Raw genomic sequence first — 18,516 nt, 5'->3', positions numbered from 1 at the left:
CTTCCGGAGCTGTATGACAACGCAGCAGCTCATGAAGATGCACCTATACCCTACCCGCTACAGATTTGTAGGGTGAGGCAAAGAAAAAAGAAGGGGAATGTTTTTTCAGCCTAACGGCGGAGCGCGAAGAAGATTGGAGGTAATAGCTTCCGACAGATGGGCAACGACTGTGTTGCAAACGAAGGGAAAGACAGTGACAGACCGCTCAGGATCTGACAAGTCGATGGTCGGAGCTTCTAAGGAAACGGTGCTGATGGCTGAGAGCTGATTGTAGAGGACCAATTCCGAATCGGTATGTGGATTGTCCTGCGGATCGCTTTCCTTGTCACCCCACTGTACGTGTGAGTGGGCGATGATGACACCGTTGATAATATGAACGTGAGTGAAGGAGATGACGAGTCCGGCATATACTGCGAAAAGTATAGGCAGAAAATAGCGGATGGTTTGGTTCAGTCTCTCTTTCATACGGCTACAAATGTAGTTTTTTTGAGCCTATGATCTTCTTTTTCACTTCCATAGAGGTGCAGTTTCCCAATAATTAGGGAATCCCGTGGCACCGAAATCAACTGTTGGGTACTCCTTTTTGAGTACAATCAAAGCCTCTTTTTCTTCCACAAAGTCTTGAAAGAAAAAAATTTTCGCTGCTTTCTAATTATCTTGGCTTAGTAGTCAAACGTCGCATTCTCTATGCAAGAGCAATGTAATCTGATGACAAAAATCTCTCTTGCACATGGATAGTGTCAAAAAGTATACAGATATGTTATGATCTTCCTCATGTGTGATTTGTCGAATAAACACGCGCCAGAATTTTTTCCTTTTGGCGCCATTTCCGGAAAAATTTGGCGCTAAAACTATTTTGATTTGGCGCACCTTTCTCCCGATTTCTGCCGCGATATTCTTCTGATTTTCAGCGCATAATTTATGGGACTTCGCTTTGTGATGCTCCATACTTGGGCGAGAGTTAAAAAAACTGTTGACCCGTTGCTCTTTTCTGTGTAGTCAGTGATGACTGGGCATAACTGAGTAGTTTCAGGCGAGTATGCTGGGCATTATGCCGATTCTTCTTACCTTTAGTCTCACGAAGAATCAGATTGGATCAGATGACTATGATGCATTGGGAGCGATTGCTCTCTGACAAAAGGGTAGGGATGGAGGACTACCACCGCCCGAATGAATCGGCACAGCCATGGGAAAGAACCGACTTCGAGCGAGATTACGACCGTATGGTCTTTTCTTCTCCCTTCCGTCGCTTACAGAATAAAGCTCAAGTATTCCCCCTCGCAGGCAATATATTCGTACATAACCGTCTGACGCACAGTCTCGAAGTGAGTTGTGTGGGGCGTTCGCTCGGCAATAATGTCAGTCGCGGACTCAAAGCACGCTACGGCGATCTGCCTTGGGAGTCGGGTGCCATTAGTGCCATTGTCTCGGCTGCCTGTCTGGCGCACGATATGGGCAATCCTCCCTTCGGCCACAGCGGTGAGCGTGCCATCTCGGCTTATTTCCGCGAGGGCAGAGGCCGAGTGTGGGAGGAAGCCGTACGCAAGGAGGGTGGTCGCTGGGAAGACTTCCTGCACTTCGAAGGCAATGCCAATGCTTTTCGATTGCTGACGCACCAGTTTCAAGGCCGCCGCAAAGGAGGTTTTGCTCTTACTTACAGCACAGTGGCTTCGATCGTAAAGTATCCTTATAGTAGTGAATTGGCAAGTAGGGCAGGTAAATTCGGCTTCTTTGCAACAGAAGAAGATACTTTCCGGATGATTGCCGAGGAGTTGGGGATGCTACGATTGAACGATGCACCTCTGCGCTATGCCCGCTATCCGCTCGTCTATCTGGTCGAAGCAGCCGATGACATCTGCTATCAGATCATGGATATAGAGGATGCTTATAAACTACGCCTGCTAACGTATGCAGAGACGGAAAGCCTTTTCCTTGCCTTTTGTCCAAAGAACGAATTGCTACATATCCGTGCTGTACTCTTGCATATCACGGATGCCAATGAACAAATAGCCTATCTGCGTTCGCGGGTGATCAATACGCTGGTAGAAACCTGCACGCGAGTATTCCTCGAAAACGAGGATGAGATCCTGGCCGGCACCTTCAAAGGGAGTCTGATAGGGCGGATGGAGACGCGATTGCGCGATGCTTACCGAGCTTGTACGGACATGGCTTACAGCAAAATATATGTGGCGCGTGACGTAGTGGACGTAGAGCTGGCCGGACATCAGATATTCGGAGCTCTCATCGATCGTATGATGGAGGCTCTCACGCACCCCGAACATGCCTACAGCCGCACCCTCCTGAGTAGGGTGAGCACCCAGTACAATGTGCGGGAGGAGAGCTTGTATGGCAAAATACAGTGCACACTGGACTATATATCCGGCATGACGGACATATATGCGCTCGATCTCTATCGAAAGATTACGGGCATGAATTTGCGCTAAATCTGTGTATCTTTGACCCTTGTGCCGACAGTAGTCGGCTTTCCTTTAAGGTATCGACAAGATGAAAATAGTACTGATAGGCTACGGCAAGATGGGACATGTGATCGAGCGTATCGCAGTAGCGCGCGGCCACGATGTGGTGCTGACGATAGATGCCGGTCAGGAGGATCGATTCGACTCGGATCTGTTCCGCTCGGCCGATGTGGCCATCGAGTTTACGCGTCCCGAGGCTGCTTTTGCCAACTGCAGTCGTTGCATGGACCGCTCTGTGCCGGTAGTATGCGGAACAACGGGGTGGGGGGAACATCTGCCAGTGCTGGAAGAGCGTTGCCGCCGCGAGGGCAAAACCCTCTTTTGGGCTTCGAACTTCAGCATTGGGGTCAATCTCTTCTTCGCTCTCAATCGTGCTTTTGCCCGTCTGATGAGTACGCAGCCGCAGTATCGGCCTCATCTGACGGAGACTCACCACGTGCACAAGCTGGATGCTCCGAGTGGTACGGCTATAACCTTGGCCGAAGGGTTGATAGCCAATACGCCTGCTCTGGATGCATGGCGCCTGACGGAGAAACCGGCCACGAACGAACTGCCTATCACAGCAGTGCGGGAGGGTGAAGTTCCGGGCACGCACACCATATCTTACACCTCGCCGGTGGATCGGTTGACGATCAGGCACGAGGCTTTTGGTCGCGAGGGATTTGCTCATGGTGCGGTTTTGGCAGCCGAATATGCAGTCGAGCACAGTGGTTTCTTGACGATGAATGACTTAATAAGCAATACAACAGACAATACGATATGACCTTCCATTGGAAAGATTTGACGCCTTGGCGTCGTGTAAAAGGCGTTGCCTTCTCACTCCTATACCTCCTGTTCTGCCTGTGGGCAGGGCCATTTTGGTTGATTTTTCTGCCCTTGATCATCGATTACTACTTCCTCCACATCATTAAATGGGGGTGGTATAAGAATATCCGCAACAAAACCCTGCGGACGATCTGTAGTTGGGTGGCGGACATTATTTACTGTGTTGTGGCAGTAACTCTCATCTTCGCTTTTTTCTTTCAGAACTTCGCCATCCCTACTTCTTCGCTGGAGAAAACTTTGCTCGTTGGTGACTATCTCTTCGTGAGCAAGCTCTCCTATGGTCCTCGCTCGCCCATGACGCCGCTGACTATGCCGCTGACACATAACACGATGCCGGTAATAGGTGGCAAATCCTACATGGAAAAGCCTCAACTGCCGTACAAGCGTCTCAAAGGATTCGGGCAGGTAAAGGAGGGCGATTTGGTGGTCTTCAATTTCCCCGCAGGGGATACCGTAGCGGTGAAGCAGCCCAATCCGGACTATTATACGTGGAAGAAACTTGTCGGTCGCGAGGACCTTTGGAATCGTCCGGACTTTTATGGCGAGATCGTGTACCGTCCAGTGGACAGGCGTGACCACTACGTGAAGCGCTGTGTGGCACTTCCCGGGCAGACGCTGAGCATAAGAGACAATCAGATCTACATAGACGGAAAAGCGCAGAAGAACCCGCGCAACATGGAGCTGAACTATCTGGTGAAGATGACGTCCGAGCTTACCATCGACCAAGTGGATGAGTTGGGTATCAGCTACGACGACGTACGTGCTGCCAAAAGCGAAGAAATTGCAGCTTCGGCAAGCAGCGGTCTGTTGGATTCAGCTTCTACTAAGCCGCAGATTATCTACCATTTGCCGCTGACCAAGGCTATGCTCGCTAAGCTGCCTTCGCTGCCTTCTTTTGTCAAAGCAGTCGTAGAGCCTACGCCGCTGGGGCCGCTCTATCCTTTGGATTACGAGACGGGTTGGACGCGTGACAACTATGGTCCGATACTTGTTCCCGCAAAAGGCATGACAGTACCCCTGAATCGTCTCAATCTGGCGCTCTACAGCCGTTGTATTTGCAACTTTGAAGGCAATAAACTAGAGGAAAAACCTGATGGCACTGTCCTCATCAACGGACAAGTGGCAAGCTCCTATACTTTCCGAATGGACTACTATTTTATGATGGGTGACAATCGTCACAACTCAGCAGATAGTCGTTACTGGGGATTTGTACCAGAGGATCATATTGTGGGTAAACCTGTTTTCATCTGGTTATCTCTGAATAAGGACAAGGACAAGTCTTTGTTTGGCGGTAAGATCCGTTTCGGAAGAATGATGCGACCGGTCAATGCAGATTAGTTCGCGCCATAAGAACAGAATTTTTTTCATAGGGTTGCCGATGCTGGTAGTGCTGTCGGCAATCCTTATTCGTCTCTGCCTCGTCACTACTTATCGTGTGCAGGGGGATGCAATGATGCCTACCTATAAATCGGGAAAACTCCTATGGATCAATCGACAGGCCACACCCGAAAGAGGTGACGTCGTCGTCATCAAACACCAGAAAAAGGGCGAGCGAAGCGCGCAGCATTACCTGGCACGACTGATCGGACTGCCTGGTGACTCGCTGGATCTCTCCCCAAATGGTGTCCTTGTGAACCGTCGCAAGCTCGAAGTCCCGTCCTCTCTGCTCCCGCGAGAGGCCTATTCATTTGTCGTGCCTCGGAGCGGGCGCACCTATCGACTGACTCCTTTGTCGCTCGTTCCCTGCCGTGGTGCCATTGCTCAAGAGGGTGGGGAAGGAATCTCTTTCCACCAAGGTAAGCTTTATCGTGACGGAGCAGAAACCGTTTTCTTCCATTTCCGTCGCGATTACTACTGGCTCTTGGCAGACAATCCTGCGAGTGGTCCCGATTCGCGTCACCTGGGTATCATCCCTGCCGAGTCTATCGTTGGGGTGGTGATGGGTGCAAACTAAATATGGGAGTGCTTGACCGTATGAATCATTTCGACCCTTCCGCTCCCATTTTTCTCTCCACGGCTTACCTGCCTCCGATCCAGTACTTCACCAAACTCCTCCATCCGCATGGGGTTGTTTTGGAAGGAGCTGAAAATTTCGTGAAGCAGAGTTATCGCAACCGCTGCCACATCGCCGGCCCCGAAGGCTTGCAACCGCTGACCGTTCCGGTCGAAAAATCTCCCTCTCCCAAGTCGCCCATTCGTGACATTCGCATCAGCGATCATGGCAATTGGCGCCATTTGCACCTGAATGCACTTATTAGCTCTTACGGATCGGCACCGTTTTTTGACTATTATATTACTGATTTAGAGCCTTTTTACACCCATAAATATACCTTTTTGTGGGAATTTAATTTGGATCTCCTCTCCCTTTGCCTTGAATGGCTGGATATAGCTCCGTTAATTATGTTTAGTTCTGAATATACGGAGGAGCCTCCCAATGACTATCGTTACACGATACGTCCAAAACAAGCGCCCGAAGACGAACACTTCATCCCGACTCCATATTATCAGACCTTCGCTCGCAAGTATGGATTCATGCCTCACTTGAGCATCGTCGATCTGATCTTTCACGAAGGACCGGCAGCGATTCTGACATTGCAGCGTTCCATACGTTGAATTTTTTTAGGCCCTCCTTTTCCCCGCCTCTGCTTCTTAGGTGGAGAAAGAACGGTTAGAAAAATTTTTATCTTTGTTCACATTGATAATAAATTCAGATTATGATAACGCTCGAAGCGATACAGGCACCGGTAAGTCAGTTTGTCCAAGATTTTCATCTTGCTTTTGAGAATGCGCTCCATTCTAAGTCGGAATGGATGAGCAAGGCCATCGAAGTTCTCAACGGCTCGACCGGTAAGCATGTACGCCCCCTCTTGACAGGACTGATGGCTACTGCCTGTGCCGGCAAAACCAATGAGACGACACTCGAAGCGGCTGTCCTGCTGGAGATGATCCACACGGCCACGCTTATTCATGACGACGTCATCGACCAGGCAGCGGTGCGACGCGGGGTGCCTACGCTCAATGCGTTCTTTGACAATCGTGTGACCGTCCTGATGGGTGATTTCGTGCTCTCGTCGGCCTTGCTTCGCGCCATTGCATTGAATGATATTCGCATCATTACCATCGTTTCGCAGCTCGGACGCGAACTCTCTGAGGGGGAGATCCGTCAGTTTGAAACAGCCGATAAGGTGGTGATCGATGAAGATGTGTACATGGAGGTTATCAGACAGAAGACGGCCACGCTCTTCAGTGCGAGTGCAGAGGTGGGTGCCATTACCGTGAAGGCTCCGACCGAAGTAGTAGATCGCTGCAAGCGAGTGGGGGAGTTGCTGGGATACGCTTTTCAGATACGTGACGATATATTCGATTACTTCCGCAACGATGTGGGCAAGCCTACAGGAAACGACATTCGTGAGGGCAAGATAACGCTACCGCTCTTATATGCACTCAAACATATTGATACGCCTTTGCGCGATCGTTGTCTCACAGTGTTGCAACAGAAATCCTTTTCTGAAAAAGATCTCAGCCTCCTCACTTCATTCGCTATTGAGAACGGCGGAATAGGCTATGCGGAGCGGAGAATGGCCGAAATTATCGCAGAGGCGAAAACTCTTTTGGCAGAGTTTCCAGATTCCGAGGCTCGCCAATCACTTATTGCGCTCGCAGACTTTATCGCAGCTCGGAAGAAATAACTTATCCGCCACATTGCTTTCGGTTAGCGTTTTACGCTTCGAAACTTAAACCTCCCGACACGGATAAGAAATTATTTCCGTCTCGGGAGGTTTTTTCTATAGTAGCCATTTTTCAAGTTCTCCGATGTGAATGATACATGCCACAGCTTGAGTTTATCTGACGAGGTGGGGTAGGGGAGTGTGCTTTCACAATGTTTTCACAAATGGTGCCGGAAATTGATCGGAATACACGCCACAGTCCGGTGAAAACTCGCACCTTTTCCAATTTGTTTTGGCGCTATTTCTCTCCAAATTATGCGCCATTTTGAAAATCTTTTGGCGCGAATTCTGATTTAGATTTGGCTCCATAACTTCTTCATTTCCTGCGTCATGTTTCAAATTCGAGAGGGAAGTCGAGCGAGGATTTGCCAAGGCTGTAGTTTAAATGAGACTTGTCCGCTATTTGTCAGACTCGGTATTGGCAGGCGGATTGGTCTTCTCTTCGCGATTGCGACCCGCTTCTTCTATGTAGCGGTAGTACATGTCGGTGAAGGTCTGGCAGGTACCGAGATTCTCGCGCTCCTTTTCTTCTTGAGTTTTCTTCTTGCGGATGATTGCCATGTGCTAAATGAATTATGCTTTTTGCCTGTTTTTAGGCCGATTTAGGCCATAATATCCTTTCGCAGAGCATCTGCCAATCTGCTCGATCCGATGCGGAAATAGGTGGGTGTATGCCATTCTTTTCCCAAGAGCGTGTCGATAAGGCAGAAATATCGCACTGCTTCTTCGCTCGTCTGTATGCCGCCCGATAATTTGATGCCGCGGATTTCGTCGAAACGTTCGTGGTACTGCTTTAGGACGCGACAGATGGTGTAGGTTGCTTCCGGAGTGGCTCCGCCGGATCCTTTGCCTGTTGAGGTCTTGACAAAATGTGCCCCGCTGAAAAGGGCGAGGATCGTGGCGCGGCGGATATTCTCAGGTGTTTGCAGGGCTCCAGTCTCCAGAATGACCTTGACAGTCGCTCCGTGGGCTGCGGCTACTTGCTCCTCAATCTCGGTGGCTACGCTCTCATAGTCGCCAGCCAGAAACTTACCTACGTTGAGGATGATGTCAATCTCATCCGCACCATCGGCTATGGCCAAGGCAGTCTCGGCGAGTTTGACCTCGATGAAGCTCTGCGAAGTGGGGAAACTGCCGCACACGCAGGCCACGCGCACTCCTCCGGCGGTAAGGGCTTCGCGCACGGAGGCGACAAAGTTGGGGAATACGCAGATGGCAGCGACGGACGGAATGGTGGGATCTGTATCCTCGAAGTCATTGACTCTCTCGGTAAATTGCGCAATGGACTCCTCTGTGTCGGTGGTATTCAGGCTTGTATGGTCGATGACGCCGTGCAGGAATTTTTTTGTCTCCGGTGTGTCGAACCGTGCAAAGTGATCTCTGATTATCCGACTGGTTTTCTGTGTGATGATCTCTTCTGACTCGGCGGGATCGAACTGTGCGAACGCCATTTCGTATTTATTTACTGCCATCGTTTTGTAGTTTCGTGTTGAGTTGATGTCTTTCTTTATCTCTAACGGTTTTTTTCTCGATATTCTTGTGGAACGCAGTGGTCAGATCCACGCCGGTTTGGTTGGCGAGGCAGAGTAATACCCAGAGCACATCGGCCATTTCGTCGGCCAAATCCTTGCCCTTATCGTTCTCTTTTTCGCTCTGTTCTCCGTATCGACGGGCAATAATGCGAGCTACTTCTCCCACTTCTTCGGTCAGGATTGCCATGTTAGTCAGCTCGTTAAAGTATCTGATTCCCAGTGTTTTAATCCATCTATCGACCTGTTCCTGGGCTTCTCTCAGCGTTATTTCTGCCATCCTCTTATTCCTTATTATGTGTATCCATCAGTATGGTTACCGGCCCGTCGTTTATCAAGGCTACCTGCATGTCCGCCCCGAAGACGCCTTCTGCTGCGGGTTTGCCGAGCTTTTCGGATAAGCTGCTGCAGAAGCTTTCGTATAGCGGGATAGCCACTTCGGGGCGCGAGGCTTTGATATAGCTCGGTCTGTTGCCTTTCTTGGTGGAGGCCATGAGTGTAAATTGGCTCACGACCAATGCTTCTCCTGCTATATCCTTGATAGAGAGGTTCATAACACCTTCACTATCATCGAATATTCGCAGATTAGATACCTTACTGGTGAGAAATTCTATGTCCTCTTCTCCGTCCCTGTCCTCTATGCCGACGAGTAACAGCAGCCCTTGTCCGATGCGGCTGTGGACGGCTCCCCGTATGCTGACGGACGCTTCTCTTACTCTCTGTATGACTACTTTCATGTCTTTCTACTTCTCTTTTAATGCCTCGTATAGTAGTTTAGCTTTGCTTTTTCCGATCAATGTGCTCAGCTCTTCCTCGTCTGCTAAGCGAATCCGTTTCACACTTTTATAGTGGAGGAGCAAGTCTTCTTTTGTTTTCTTGCCGATTCCCTTTATATCATCCAGCGCACTGTGGATTTGTTTCTTGCTTCTTATGTTGCGATGGAAGGTGATTCCAAAGCGGTGTGCCTCGTCGCGCAAATGTTGTATGACCTTGAGTGTCTCGCTATTCTTGTCCAAAATGAGAGGAACTGGGTCCTTGGGGTAGAAAATCTCTTCCAATCGTTCGGCCAATCCTACGATAGGAATCTTTCCGATTAGCCCCAATTGTTCCAATGTGTCGTAGGCCGAGCTGAGCTGTCCCTTACCTCCATCGACAACAATTAGGTCGGGTAGGGGAGCATTCTCCTCTATGAGTCTGGAATAACGACGACCGATAATTTCTTGCATTGACGCGAAATCATTGGGACCTTCAACTGTTTTCACGTGAAACTTGCGGTAATCTTTTTTGCTGGGCTTCCCCATTTTGAAGACCACGCAGGCTGCCACGGGGCTTGTTCCTTGTATATTGGAGTTGTCGAAGCACTCAATATGCTTGGGAGGACGCTCCAAATGCAGATCTTTTTGGATCCCGTGGACGATGCGTAAGGCGCGTTGCTCGGGATTAAGTTTCTCGGATCTTTTCAGTTTGTCAAGCTTATATTGAACTACATTCTTCTCTGAAAGTTCGAGAAGTTTCCGCTTGTCTCCTCGTTGCGGGACTGTAGTCGTCATACTTTCTCCTGTTTCCCAACCTGTATCGAAGGGGAGAATAATCTCCTGAGCGGTGCTCTCGAATCGCTGTCTCAGCTCAGTTATCGCAGAAGCCAGCATCTCTTCTTTCGATTCTTCGATCTGTTTTCTGTATTCGAGCGTGTACACACGGTTGATTCCTCCGTGCTCAATGTGCATGTAGTTGATGTAAGCCGTGTGCTCGTCCTCGTCATAAGAGAAAACATCTACGTTGTCAATCTTTCGCGGTACAACTGTATGCTTGACTTCGTATCGCTCAAGCAAATTGATTCGTTCCTTACAAAACTGTGCTTCTTCGAACCGTAATTCATCACTGTAAGCCTGCATCCGCTGTCGGTATGAGCGTATAAGTTTGTGCAGGTTGCCGCGTAAGAGATCGCGTATTTCGGCCACATTGCTTTCGTATTCGTCTGCGCTTTGCAATCCGGTGCAGGGACCTTTGCAACGTCTGATGTGATATTGTAGGCAGACACGGTATCGTCCCTGTCGTATTTTCGCTTCACTCAGATCCATTTTGCAGGTACGTATGGGGTAAATCTCCTTGATGAGCTGAAGCATTCCCTTGGCAATAAGTGCGCCGGGATAGGGGCCGAAGTATTCCGATCCGTCCTTCTTGATGTCGCGAGTGGCGTAGATGCGAGGAAAAGCCTCCGCCTTGATTACGATGCTGGGGTATGTCTTTCCGTCTTTGAGCAGGACGTTGTAACGCGGTTGATACTCCTTGATGAGCGAATTCTCAAGCAGGAGTGCATCGCCTTCGCTGTCCACAACGATGTATTTGATGCTCCTTATCTGACGGACGAGGATGCGAGTTTTTCTGTCGTGATGCTCCTTATGAAAGTAGGAGCTAACCCTACGACGGAGGTTTTTGGCTTTGCCCACGTATATGATCCGCCCGTCTTCATCGAAGTACTGGTAGCATCCGGGTTTCTCCGGCAGGGTAGGAAGGATAATGCTAAGTTCGTCTGTCGTCATCATTTGACTCGACTTTTCGTTTCACGTGAAACATTATCGCCCGCAAAGTACGAGCAAGATGCTAATATCGTGGGGTGAAACACCGGGAATACGTGAGGCTTGCGCAATAGTTTCCGGGCGTATATTGGTCAATTTTTGGCGCGCTTCTGTAGAAAGCGACTGCATCTGCATATAATCTACATGCTGTGGCAGGCGGATACTTTCGAGCCGATTGATTTTGTCTGCCATTGCTCTTTCGCGCTTGATGTAGCCATCGTATTTGATCAGTATCTCGGCGGCTTCCACGATTTCGTCTCGTCTGGTGACTGGAATCTCCTCAATCACTCTTTTGAATGAGGGCACCATTTCGCAAATTTCGTTCATGCCGATCTGCGGACGGAGCAATAGGTCGTACAGCTTGATGCCTTGTTTGAGCGGGAGTAGTCCGACGGCTTCCAATTGTGGATTGATAAGCTCCGGCTTGAGAGAGAATTTGTGCGCAAAGTCGATTAGTTTGTCGCGTAAGAGCGTCTTCTCGCGGAGGAGTTCTACCCGTTTGCAGTCTGCCAGACCGATGGCTTCGGCCTTGGGAGTGAGTCGCATGTCGGCATCATCTTGCCGTAGAAGGATGCGGTATTCGGCACGGGACGTAAACATACGGTACGGCTCGTCCACTCCTTTATTGACAAGATCGTCAATCAGCACGCCGATATACGCTTCGTCCCGACCGAGTGTAAATTCACCAGCCGCCTGACATTGCATATGCGCATTGATACCTGCTATCAGTCCTTGCCCCGCGGCCTCTTCATATCCGGTAGTCCCGTTGATCTGACCCGCGAAGAAAAGTCCCTTGACGAGCTTGGTCTCTAATGTGTGTCTGAGCTGTGTGGGGTCGAAAAAGTCGTACTCTATTGCATAGCCCGGCCTGTAGATATGTACATGGCGGAGTGCCGGAATGGCTTGCAAGGCGGCTATCTGAACCTCCCATGGCAGGGATGAAGAAAACCCGTTGAGGTAAAATTCGTTGCTCGTCTCCCCTTCGGGTTCGAGGAAGAGCTGATGCATATCCTTGTCCGCGAAGGTGACGATCTTCGTTTCTATGCTTGGGCAATAGCGCGGCCCGATGCTTTGTATTTGGCCGTTGTATAGTGGCGAGCGATCCAACTCCTGACGCAGGATGTCGTGGCACTCAGTGTTTGTGTAGAGTGAGTAGCAACTCCTCTGACGGAGTACGCGACGTGGCGTGTCCATATAGGAGAAACGGTGGTGATCTTCTTCGCCACATTGTTCGGTCGTGAGGGAGAAGTCCACACTTCTGCCATCGATTCGCGCCGGTGTACCGGTCTTCATGCGATCGGTTCTGAACCCGAGATCCCGTAATTGCTCCGTGATGCCGTGGAAGGCCGGTTCGGCTATTCGTCCGCCTTCGATCATCCGCTCTCCGAAGTGCATCATGCCGCCGAGGAAGGTCCCCGTGGTCAGCACTACGGCGCGTGCATGAAACTCCACGCCGAGGGTCGTCCTCACGCCCGCCACTGCGCCTTGTCCGATGATCAAGCTTCGCACGCTATCTTGCCAGAGGAAGAGATTGGGCTCATGCTCCACTATCTCCCGCCAAGCTTCCATGAAGCGCATGCGGTCGCTTTGGGCGCGGGGGCTCCACATGGCAGGCCCCTTGCTGCGGTTGAGCATCCGGAACTGAATAGCCGTGGCATCCGTAATCATTCCCATACGGCCTCCAAGAGCATCTATCTCTCTGACTATCTGCCCTTTAGCGATGCCACCCACTGCCGGATTGCAGCTCATTTGGGCTATTTTGTTCATGTCCGGCGTGATGAGCAGCACCTGCGAACCCAATTTCGCTGCCGCGGCAGCCGCTTCGCAACCGGCATGCCCGGCACCTACCACTATGATGTCATATTTGAATTGCATAGGATGTTTCCCCTCTGTCGTCAGTTCCGATGGCGATCGGCATGGTTTATGCAAACAAAGTTAGCAATTTCAGTTTTTGCAGATATTGGGCAGAAAAAAATGATTTTTTGGTGCGCTTTCTATGCGTAAACACACGCCAAATTCTTTTGGAAATGGCGCCATTTCCCGAAAAAAAATGCGCCAAAATTTTTTCGATTACGTGCGAGTTTTATCCAAAATTACGCGCCATATTCCTCTATTTTTAGGTCGGAGAAAAAAGAAAAATCGGATAGTTGTTCTTTTTTAACAGACAAAGTCATATCTTTGAAGGAGTGCAGGCTTTATGTTGTGCCTGCTATGTTTCATGCTAAATAAGATGAAAAATGAGAAGAACACTCCTTACACTTTTGGTTGCTGCTTCCATCCTTCCGGCTCTGGGGCAGGAGTATTGGCTTGCTATCAAGCAAAGTGACAAACTGCGATCCACCGCTGCCATGCGAGGAGACGAAGGGTGCTATGCTCTCTTTGCGGGCGGAGCGCTGGAGCTGTATAAGCCGAGCATGAACGAATGGATGTCTATCGGCACAGAGCCAATGTCACAGAATAATGCGCTTCATGCAGGAGCCGACGGTACATTGTATGCCTATGGTCCCGGGATAGAATGGCTCTCTTATGGGAGCTGGGGCTACATCTTCAAAGAAGAGGGAGAGCACGTCATGTCCATGGCTGTCTCAGCTTCGGGACGTTATCGATGCTGGATAACGAATAAAGCTGTTTACTTTAGCGATTGCAATATGAATACGCCTTGGGTCAAGATCCGGGAGATAGCCTCCACCAATGCCTATGTGCAGTATAATCCGCTCTCCGAAGGTGAATTTTTCATCTTCACTTATGCTCCCCAGAAGACCACACTTTTCAAACTCGACTGCACTCCGACGGCAAGCCTCACTGACATCACGGGCAATCTCGCAGACCATACCTTCTTCAACTCTGTAGCTTTTACGGCGGATGGGAGGGTCTATGCCATTGTCTATCCTCTTAACGTCATGCCGGGTTCGATGAGGCGGCTTGTGTATATGAACTTTGCTTCTGCTACGCCTGTGTGGACTTACGCCGAAACGGGCGAAGCGTCAATTCAGGAGTTTACGGCCGATCCTGACGGCAATTTCTACATCCGTATCATGCACGCTTACGACCCCGAAGTCGGAACGCAGTGGGGTGTCCCCGGCTTTTACGCTACAAGCGACCTCAGCAGCAACATCGCCACGTGGACGCTCATCGGTAAGGGAGAGGAGTATGAGCGGTTCGATTTGCAGTGCGACGGCAGCGGGTTCCTTTACGGCTCGCTTCATAGTGGCTCCTCTATCACCCTTTATCGCAGCTTGCAGCCCGTTATGACCGATGTAACAGGGGTGGTGTCTGCCACTGTGGGTTTGCCCTTCTGTATCGAAAGCGGCGTGCTCTCCGTGACGGATCCCACAGGTGTCGAGTCTGTGCTTCTGTATGATATGGCCGGTCGTGAGCTGTGCCGTACAGGCAGTGACGGTCAGTTGGATTTGAAAGCTGTGCCCCGAGGTCATTATCTTGTCTCCATCGTGCGTCACAGTGGCACCACGACGGAGAAGATTCTCATCCGATAGTTGGCCATTTTAATTCAGGAGTTCGGCCGACCCTATCTGGAGGATGGTTGACGTATTGCAGGGATGATTGATTTTTATAGACTCAAAAAGGAATGATATTAAGTTTCTATTGTATATTTGTGATGTTGCAAAATAGCCCAGAGGGCTTATTTCATGACAAAATAGCGTGTTTTAATAAGGAAATGAATCTTAAACAGAACAGAGAAATGAAGAAGTTATTTTTAGCAGCAACCCTCGTGCTCGCTTCGATCGGTATTGTTAGTGCACAGAGTCGTCCGACTTTCCGTTTGGATGCTAACTTCGTTGGTAGCAACATGACTACAAAGATTGGTAGCGTTTCTGCAACTGGCTCTATGTTGGCAGGTTTCCGTGTGGGCGGTGCTGCCGAATTTGCCATTGGTCAGGACGGTTTTTATATCGCACCGGGCGTGGCTTATACAATGAAGGGAGCAAAGGATGATGCAGCCAGGAGTCGTCTGCATTATTTGCAGGTACCCATCAATGCCGGTTTCCGTGCTTCTTTTGCACAGGATATGACCGTCTCTTTAGAAGTAGGTCCTTATTTGGCATACGGGGTGGCAGGTAACACCACACTCAAGAACTCAGATCTTTCTGTAGATGCTTTTGGAGATAAGGGTGCTCTCAAGCGTTTCGATATGGGCTTAGGCATCGCTGCAGCATTGGGCTACCAACGCTATTATTTCCAAGTGGGTTACGATCACGGCATTCTCAACGTAGCTCAGAAAGGATCTTCGGATTTCTCCATTCGCAATTACGATTTCTTCGTAGGCGTAGGTGTCCGTTTCTAAGCATACGAACGTCCTAACACATCACAAAAATGGGGTGGCTGTCTCGGCAGTCACCCCTCTTCTTTTGGCGCGTGTATGGTGCTTCGTAAGCGAAAAATCGTATATTTGGGGCAGATAGCACTAATATGTTTAATGTCAATCGAGTAAGAAAAATGAAAAAGTTGATCATGATGGCTGCTCTGGCAGTAGCCGTAATAGGAGGAGCTTCGGCTCAGAAGAGAATCTCATTCCGTGCCGATGCCGCAGTAGGCTTTAGTGCAGGGGATTATAAAGTAGAGAGCATTGGAGATTTTGCCGGTAAGACCATCGTGGGTTATCGCTTTTCCGGTAATGTAGAAGTGCCTCTGAGCGCAGGTCTTTATGTAAGCCCGGGTCTTGCATTCCAGTCCAAAGGAACGAAAACCGATTTGGCTGGCATTGCGTTAGCAGGTATCGGCTTGAAATCTCTCAAGATGCAGACGCATTATGTTGAGATACCTGTTCATTTGGGTTACCGTGTCAATCTGCTCAATCTCCTCTCTGTTGCTGTGCAGGCAGGTCCCTATTTCTCCTATGCGATCAGTAGTGAAGCAACGGGAACGAACGCAAACGGATCCACTGTGGACATTTATCAACAAGGCCTCAGTCAGCTCACGGCCAAAGGCAATAAGTTCGATATGGGACTCGGTGCCGCAGCCATGGTGGAATATTCCAAAATTTATTTGCTCGTTGGAGCTGACTTCGGTCTCGTTAACAGCCTCAAAGAGGTGACGGCCCTCGGACAGGACTTAGACGCTACACTCAAGAACACCTCTTTCCACGTAGGTCTGGGCGTACGCTTCTGATCCGATAGAAGTACCCTGTTTTACCAATAGCAATGTCCCCATGAGAACCATTTCGGTTCTCATGGGGACATTGCTATTGGTGACTATTCCTTAGTCTTCGAGATGGCCGAAGGCACCGCGATTGTAATCGTCCATAGCTTGCATGATTTCCTGCTTCGTGTTCATTACGAAGGGTCCGTAAGCTGCGATTGGTTCGCGCAGCGGTTCGCCGCTCATGACGAGTACCACCGTTTCGGGTGCTGTGGCCTCGATGGTGAAGGTTTCGCCCTCGTTGGCAAACTTCAGTAGGTTGTCCGTGGGCAGATCAGTCCCGTTTACCACTGCATGTCCCTGAATAACAAGCAAAGCCGTGTTGTAATGAGCAGGGAAAGAGAACTCAGCTCGACCTCCTTCGTTGAGCTTGGCGTTCATCAGAGCGATGGGGGAGTGTGTCCGTGCCGGCCCTGCCGTTCCTTGGTATTCGCCCGCTATCACCTCGACCAAGCCTGCATGGTCGGGGAGTATATGCTTGCCCATGGTGTCGTTGGGGATGCTTTGGTATTTGGGGGCGGACATTTTGTCGCGTGCCGGCAGATTGGTCCATAGCTGCACCATCTGGAAGAGACCGCCTTTCTTGGCCCATTCCTTGGCGTGATACTCCTTGTGAAGAATACCGCTTGCAGCTGTCATCCACTGCACGTCGCCTCGTCGGATCACACCGCCGTGTTTGGCACTGTCATGATGTTCCATCTCTCCTTCGTATGCGATGGTCACGGTCTCGAATCCCCGGTGCGGGTGCACATCCACCCCTCCGGGTGTTTCGCTGGGAGCTACCATCCTCTTGGCGTTGTAGTCCAGCAGGATGAAGGGATCCATCTCCTGCATTGACAGCCCGGGGATGGCCGGAATGAAGTTGTGTACGCGGAAGCCATCGCCTACCCAGTGAGTCTCTTGCGGATGCGTCACGAATGCATTTTTTTTCGTTGCCATTGTTTTTCCTTTCTTGTTTTTGAGTTACACGACAAATGTACTCTCGCCTCCGCTGCTGTGCATTGATCTATGTTAAGAAGTATTGCGCGGTCGGCAGTTGCGCTGTGCCAGCTCCTTGCGGATGCGGCTCAGGCTCTCGGGCGTGATGCCCAGATAGGAAGCGATCATCATCTGTGGCACGCGGAGCATAACCTCGGGGTACTGCTTGGTGAAAAGCCGGTAGCGCTCCTCTGCCGAACTGCTCTGTAGTGCGGTGATGCGATGCTGTAGGGTGTGGATATGCTCGTGTAAGAGGCTTTTGTCGAAGCGCTCGAAAGCCTCATTCTCCGCTGCGAGTTTCCGGAACTGTTTGTCGTCTAGCAGTAGCACACGCGACGGCTCTATGGCCTCGATGAAGTAAGACGACGGCTGATCGAAGAATATACTCTCCACATTCATCAGGAACCATCCTTCTAAAGCGAAGTGTAACAGATGTTCCCGTCCGCGCTCGTCAATCGAATACTCGCGTACGGCACCGCGCTCGATGAAGAAGCGGTGCCGACAAATCTCTCCGGCCGACAAGAGAAACTCACCCTTCTTGGGTTCCAATACGCGGCTGCCTTCGAAGAGTGCAGCCATTTGTTCGCTGCTGAGCACCACATTCGAGCGCAGAAAGTCTGTAAAGATGTATTCATTCATGAGCGTATGCCGTCGTCGTTCTTATATTCACAAAGATAACGACATAGAGCGTCTGTCCGCTGCCCTGTGGTCTGGTTCTAGGACAATCTCTCTTTGATGTTATCGTGCGTACGGTCTATGCGAAAAAAATCATTCGCGAGAGTTGTGGATTTTCTTAGGTGTATTATGTCTCAAAAACTCGCGAGCAAAGGGATTTTCTTTGGCGCCATTTCGGGAAAAATTATGCGCCAAAACGAAAAAGTTTTGGCGCAAGTATTCAAGGTGTTTCGGCGCGAGATTCTGTTTGTTTTGGGCGCAAGATTCGGGGGGGGTATGCCCGGAAGCTCTCAGATATCATTACACTGTTAAAAAAGATGCCATCGGAGGAGTCTTTTTCCGGGGGGTAGGAAGATGGGGGATTTTAGTTGCATGCCGGCGAAGCACGGCTCGTCGGGGAGAGAGAATCGCCATCCTTCGGCGGCGATATCCTCCCCCCGACGGTCTCATATATCTCTTGATTGGGAAAATTTTTGGCTGTTCATCGCGCGCGCGATCATTATTATAATGTAGTTTTGTTTGGGATGATTTCGAGTTGCTTTGGCGCAAAAAAAGTATTCAAAAGGTT

General features: G+C 50.1%; 18 protein-coding genes. 9 read left to right on the top strand and 9 right to left on the bottom strand.

The window, feature by feature from the left end; genetic code table 11:
- Positions 1 to 105: 105 nt before the first annotated feature.
- Positions 106 to 465 carry a hypothetical protein gene (locus C7382_RS04945; protein ID WP_116679209.1) on the bottom strand — a complete coding sequence of 120 codons (360 nt, stop codon included), beginning with the start codon at positions 463 to 465 and terminating at the stop codon, positions 106 to 108.
- A gap of 635 nt (positions 466 to 1,100) precedes the next feature.
- Here C7382_RS04945 and dgt point away from each other — a divergent pair.
- From dgt to C7382_RS04910, 6 genes are all read left to right on the top strand, one after another.
- Positions 1,101 to 2,444 carry a dGTP triphosphohydrolase gene (dgt, locus tag C7382_RS04935; RefSeq protein WP_116679207.1) on the top strand — a complete coding sequence of 448 codons (1,344 nt, stop codon included), beginning with the start codon at positions 1,101 to 1,103 and terminating at the stop codon, positions 2,442 to 2,444.
- Between the two features lie 61 nt (positions 2,445 to 2,505).
- On the top strand, positions 2,506 to 3,240 hold the full coding sequence (locus C7382_RS04930) for a 4-hydroxy-tetrahydrodipicolinate reductase (protein WP_116679206.1): 735 nt from the start codon (positions 2,506 to 2,508) through the stop codon (positions 3,238 to 3,240).
- The gene (lepB, locus tag C7382_RS04925) at positions 3,237 to 4,640 is read left to right on the top strand and encodes a signal peptidase I (protein WP_116679205.1); all 1,404 of its coding nucleotides are present in this window, start codon (positions 3,237 to 3,239) and stop codon (positions 4,638 to 4,640) included. The genes C7382_RS04930 and lepB (C7382_RS04925) overlap by 4 nt, the downstream gene beginning before the upstream one ends.
- A gap of 40 nt (positions 4,641 to 4,680) precedes the next feature.
- On the top strand, positions 4,681 to 5,256 hold the full coding sequence (lepB, locus tag C7382_RS04920; RefSeq protein WP_243405659.1) for a signal peptidase I: 576 nt from the start codon (positions 4,681 to 4,683) through the stop codon (positions 5,254 to 5,256).
- 20 nt (positions 5,257 to 5,276) lie between these two features.
- Positions 5,277 to 5,915, top strand: a complete 639-nt coding sequence (locus tag C7382_RS04915) for a WbqC family protein (RefSeq protein WP_116679312.1) — start codon at positions 5,277 to 5,279, stop codon at positions 5,913 to 5,915.
- A gap of 101 nt (positions 5,916 to 6,016) precedes the next feature.
- Positions 6,017 to 6,991 carry a polyprenyl synthetase family protein gene (locus C7382_RS04910; protein ID WP_116679203.1) on the top strand — a complete coding sequence of 325 codons (975 nt, stop codon included), beginning with the start codon at positions 6,017 to 6,019 and terminating at the stop codon, positions 6,989 to 6,991.
- 438 nt (positions 6,992 to 7,429) lie between these two features.
- Here C7382_RS04910 and C7382_RS10070 read toward each other — a convergent pair whose 3' ends face one another.
- From C7382_RS10070 to mnmG, 6 genes are read right to left on the bottom strand one after another with little or no spacing between them, the layout of a single operon-like run.
- Entirely contained in the window at positions 7,430 to 7,591 is a 162-nt protein-coding gene (locus tag C7382_RS10070) for a hypothetical protein (protein WP_165815126.1), read from the bottom strand.
- Positions 7,592 to 7,632: 41 nt separating this feature from the next.
- Entirely contained in the window at positions 7,633 to 8,502 is an 870-nt protein-coding gene (gene deoC, locus C7382_RS04905) for a deoxyribose-phosphate aldolase (RefSeq protein WP_116679202.1), read from the bottom strand.
- Complete coding sequence (locus C7382_RS04900; RefSeq protein ID WP_116679201.1) at positions 8,489 to 8,839, bottom strand: nucleotide pyrophosphohydrolase; 351 nt, start codon at positions 8,837 to 8,839, stop codon at positions 8,489 to 8,491. The genes deoC and C7382_RS04900 overlap by 14 nt, the downstream gene beginning before the upstream one ends.
- Positions 8,840 to 8,843: 4 nt before the next feature.
- A complete protein-coding gene (gene dtd, locus C7382_RS04895) occupies positions 8,844 to 9,296 on the bottom strand; it encodes a D-aminoacyl-tRNA deacylase (RefSeq protein WP_116679200.1) in 453 nt (150 codons plus the stop codon).
- A 6-nt stretch (positions 9,297 to 9,302) separates the two neighbouring features.
- Positions 9,303 to 11,102, bottom strand: coding sequence for an excinuclease ABC subunit UvrC (gene uvrC, locus C7382_RS04890; protein ID WP_207772709.1), 1,800 nt, complete (start codon positions 11,100 to 11,102; stop codon positions 9,303 to 9,305).
- A 33-nt stretch (positions 11,103 to 11,135) separates the two neighbouring features.
- Positions 11,136 to 13,013, bottom strand: coding sequence for a tRNA uridine-5-carboxymethylaminomethyl(34) synthesis enzyme MnmG (mnmG, locus tag C7382_RS04885; protein WP_116679198.1), 1,878 nt, complete (start codon positions 13,011 to 13,013; stop codon positions 11,136 to 11,138).
- A gap of 362 nt (positions 13,014 to 13,375) precedes the next feature.
- On the opposite strand from mnmG, the gene C7382_RS04880 reads away from it, so the two are divergent.
- The 3 genes from C7382_RS04880 to C7382_RS04870 all read left to right on the top strand — a co-directional run bounded on the left by C7382_RS04880 (position 13,376) and on the right by C7382_RS04870 (position 16,265).
- Positions 13,376 to 14,632 carry a T9SS type A sorting domain-containing protein gene (locus C7382_RS04880; RefSeq protein WP_116679197.1) on the top strand — a complete coding sequence of 419 codons (1,257 nt, stop codon included), beginning with the start codon at positions 13,376 to 13,378 and terminating at the stop codon, positions 14,630 to 14,632.
- Positions 14,633 to 14,838: 206 nt separating this feature from the next.
- Positions 14,839 to 15,441, top strand: coding sequence for a porin family protein (locus tag C7382_RS04875; RefSeq protein WP_116679196.1), 603 nt, complete (start codon positions 14,839 to 14,841; stop codon positions 15,439 to 15,441).
- 152 nt (positions 15,442 to 15,593) lie between these two features.
- The gene (locus C7382_RS04870) at positions 15,594 to 16,265 is read left to right on the top strand and encodes a porin family protein (RefSeq protein WP_116679195.1); all 672 of its coding nucleotides are present in this window, start codon (positions 15,594 to 15,596) and stop codon (positions 16,263 to 16,265) included.
- A gap of 90 nt (positions 16,266 to 16,355) precedes the next feature.
- Here C7382_RS04870 and C7382_RS04865 read toward each other — a convergent pair whose 3' ends face one another.
- Positions 16,356 to 17,234 (bottom strand): pirin family protein, encoded by an 879-nt coding sequence (locus C7382_RS04865; RefSeq protein ID WP_116679194.1) that lies wholly within the window; start codon positions 17,232 to 17,234, stop codon positions 16,356 to 16,358.
- 72 nt (positions 17,235 to 17,306) lie between these two features.
- The gene (locus tag C7382_RS04860) at positions 17,307 to 17,912 is read right to left on the bottom strand and encodes a Crp/Fnr family transcriptional regulator (protein WP_116679193.1); all 606 of its coding nucleotides are present in this window, start codon (positions 17,910 to 17,912) and stop codon (positions 17,307 to 17,309) included.
- Between the last annotated feature and the right edge of the window lie 604 nt (positions 17,913 to 18,516).

The organism is Porphyromonas loveana (assembly GCF_003096695.1).
GTDB lineage: Bacteria > Bacteroidota > Bacteroidia > Bacteroidales > Porphyromonadaceae > Porphyromonas > Porphyromonas loveana.
Note: the sequence above shows the minus strand (reverse complement) of the source record. Positions and strands in the feature narration are given on the sequence as shown.